The organism is Rhodobacter sp. Har01 (assembly GCF_020564565.1).
Lineage (GTDB): Bacteria > Pseudomonadota > Alphaproteobacteria > Rhodobacterales > Rhodobacteraceae > Pseudogemmobacter.
The window spans coordinates 1-2,030 of record NZ_JAJCTD010000028.1 but is presented as its reverse complement, the minus strand read 5'-3'; the positions used below and the strand labels follow the sequence as shown (position 1 = coordinate 2,030).

2 protein-coding genes and 1 pseudogene are annotated in these 2,030 nt (G+C 66.4%); 1 reads left to right on the top strand and 2 read right to left on the bottom strand.

From position 1 onward, the window contains the following. A pseudogene (locus LHP98_RS19735) lies at positions 1–227 on the top strand (integrase core domain-containing protein); the annotation flags it as partial. A gap of 557 nt (positions 228–784) precedes the next feature. On the opposite strand, the gene LHP98_RS19240 reads toward LHP98_RS19735, so the two are convergent. After that, a complete protein-coding gene (locus LHP98_RS19240) occupies positions 785–1,120 on the bottom strand; it encodes a hypothetical protein (protein WP_227254158.1) in 336 nt (111 codons plus the stop codon). Next, the coding region (locus LHP98_RS19235; protein ID WP_227254157.1) for a DnaJ C-terminal domain-containing protein at positions 1,120–2,030 on the bottom strand (911 nt) is incomplete at its 5' end. The genes LHP98_RS19240 and LHP98_RS19235, both read right to left, overlap by 1 nt.

Here is a 2,030-nt window from a genome sequence, read left to right as displayed (position 1 = left end):
TGAAGCTCGTGGATGATGCGGCGTCTGACCGGCACTGCATCGCACCCGGAAAGCCCACGCAGAACCGTCGCAGGCTGTCTCGAACCAATGGCGTTCGCCTGCTCCAGATCGAAAGCTTCGACGGTCGCCTGCGCGACGCGCTGCTGAACGTGACCCTGTTCTCCTCGCTGCACCACGCCCGTGCCACACTGGCCGCCTGGCGCGAGGACCAGACTACCGAACGCCCGCCGCCTTCGCCCAAACCTTCCCCCCGCAACGGGGCCCGACGCTGCGCAACCCGCAAAACTCGGCGCCCGCCCCCGTTGCCCAAGCCGCCCAAACCGGCAAAACCCAAACCCGAAGTCTCGCTCACGCCGGATAAGAACTGGCGGCGGCGTCACCCAGTGGAGGGCCTGCCCGGATGGAATTGCTCTGGAAGGAAAGCCGCTGGATGAGGTCACATCCGAGATCTGGACGTGGCTTGAGCCTGCATGCAGGGCGGCCTCGTGACGGCCGTCTTCGGCGCGATCATGTGACCCTGTCAGGGGGACTCGCAAGACGTTGACCAGGTGCTGACAAGCGCCTGGAACGACGAAGGCTGAACGTTAGGATAGGTTTTGAAGTCTTTGAGAATACGTGATATTTTTGTTGCGACGGCAGGATCAGATGATGACTTGCTGCCCGAGCAGGCAAAAGATGGTTGCGGGCATGGGCGTTGATCCTGGCTGGCCGCTGAAGGCGGCGGCGCAGGGCAAGCCGACCAGACCAGCGTTCATCCTGCTAGTGTGACCTGGTGCAGCGAGCCTTACGCCCGCGACGCATTCAAGGCCGCGCCGATGCGTGCCCTGACCTCGTCGGATTCGTCGGCCAAGGCCAGCGCCAGGGACTGAAGGGCAAACCGGGCACTGTGCAACTGGTCGATCAGGGACATCACGATGCCAAGGGCGGCTTCGTCCAGATCGAGGTCGTCGGACAACTCGCACACAAGGCGCAGGCGAGCGATGTCGATCTGGCCAAAGAGGGGGCCGGTGTCGCTGTGCACGGGGACCACGACCCTGGCCGCGATGAAGCCGGTCAGGCGGTCACGGGTCAGGCCCGAGGTGATGGCAACAACGTCGTCTTCCGTCAGGTATTGGGTCATCAGACGGCCTCTGCCAGAAGGGCGGCGCGCGGATCATGGGATTTGGTCTTGCGCCATTCGGTCAGGAAGTCGCGCAACGGCGCGTCGGTCTCAGGCGGCGCCACGATACGCAGCTCGACCAGTTGATCGCCCTTTCCGGCACCGCCGGGTTTGGCGACACCGCGCCCGCGCAAGCGCAGGGTCCGGCCCGAACTCGTGCCGGGCGGGATGGTCAGGCTGACCGGGCCCGCGATCGTCGGGGCCTGAACCTTGGCCCCGAGGATCGCCTCGTCGATGGTGATCGGCAGGGTGAGCAGGATGTCGGCACCCTCGCGGCGGAACACCGGATGCGGGCGAAGGGACAGGGTGATCAGCGCGTCGCCGGGCGGCCCGCCGCCAAAGCCGGGGCTGCCCTTGCCGCGCAGGCGCAGGGTCTGGCCATCTTCGGCGCCGGCCGGAATCCTGACCGAGAGATCGCCCCCTTCGCCGAGGGTCAGGCGCAAGTCGGCCCCCCGCGCCGCATCCAGGAACGGCACGTGAAGCGAAAAACGCTGGTCGCGTCCCGGGGCGGCGAAGCCTTCGCCGCTTTCGCCGCGCTGACGGAGCATCTCGGCAAAGATATCGCGCGGGTCCCCGTCGCCAAAGGATGAGCGGAACCCTTGCTGCGGCCGATAGGTGTTGCCGGGTTCCCCGGCAAAGTCTCGGTAATACTGCCGGGGCGGCTTTTCCGACCCCGAGGCGTCAATCTCGCCCGCATCATACCGGGCGCGGGTGGCGGGGTCCTTCAGGAGGTCGTACGCGGCGCTGATGTCCTTGAACCGGGCCTCGGCCCTTGCGTCATCGGGATGCAGATCGGGATGATGCGCGCGTGCAAGCTTGCGGTAGGCCTGCTTGATCTCGGCAGCCGTCGCGGTGCTTGACAGGCCAAGGG

Excerpts from the sequence above, each read along its gene's own strand:
- LHP98_RS19240 (WP_227254158.1), bottom strand. The coding sequence starts at position 1,120 with ATGACCCAATACCTGACGGAAGACGACGTTGTTGCCATCACCTCGGGC.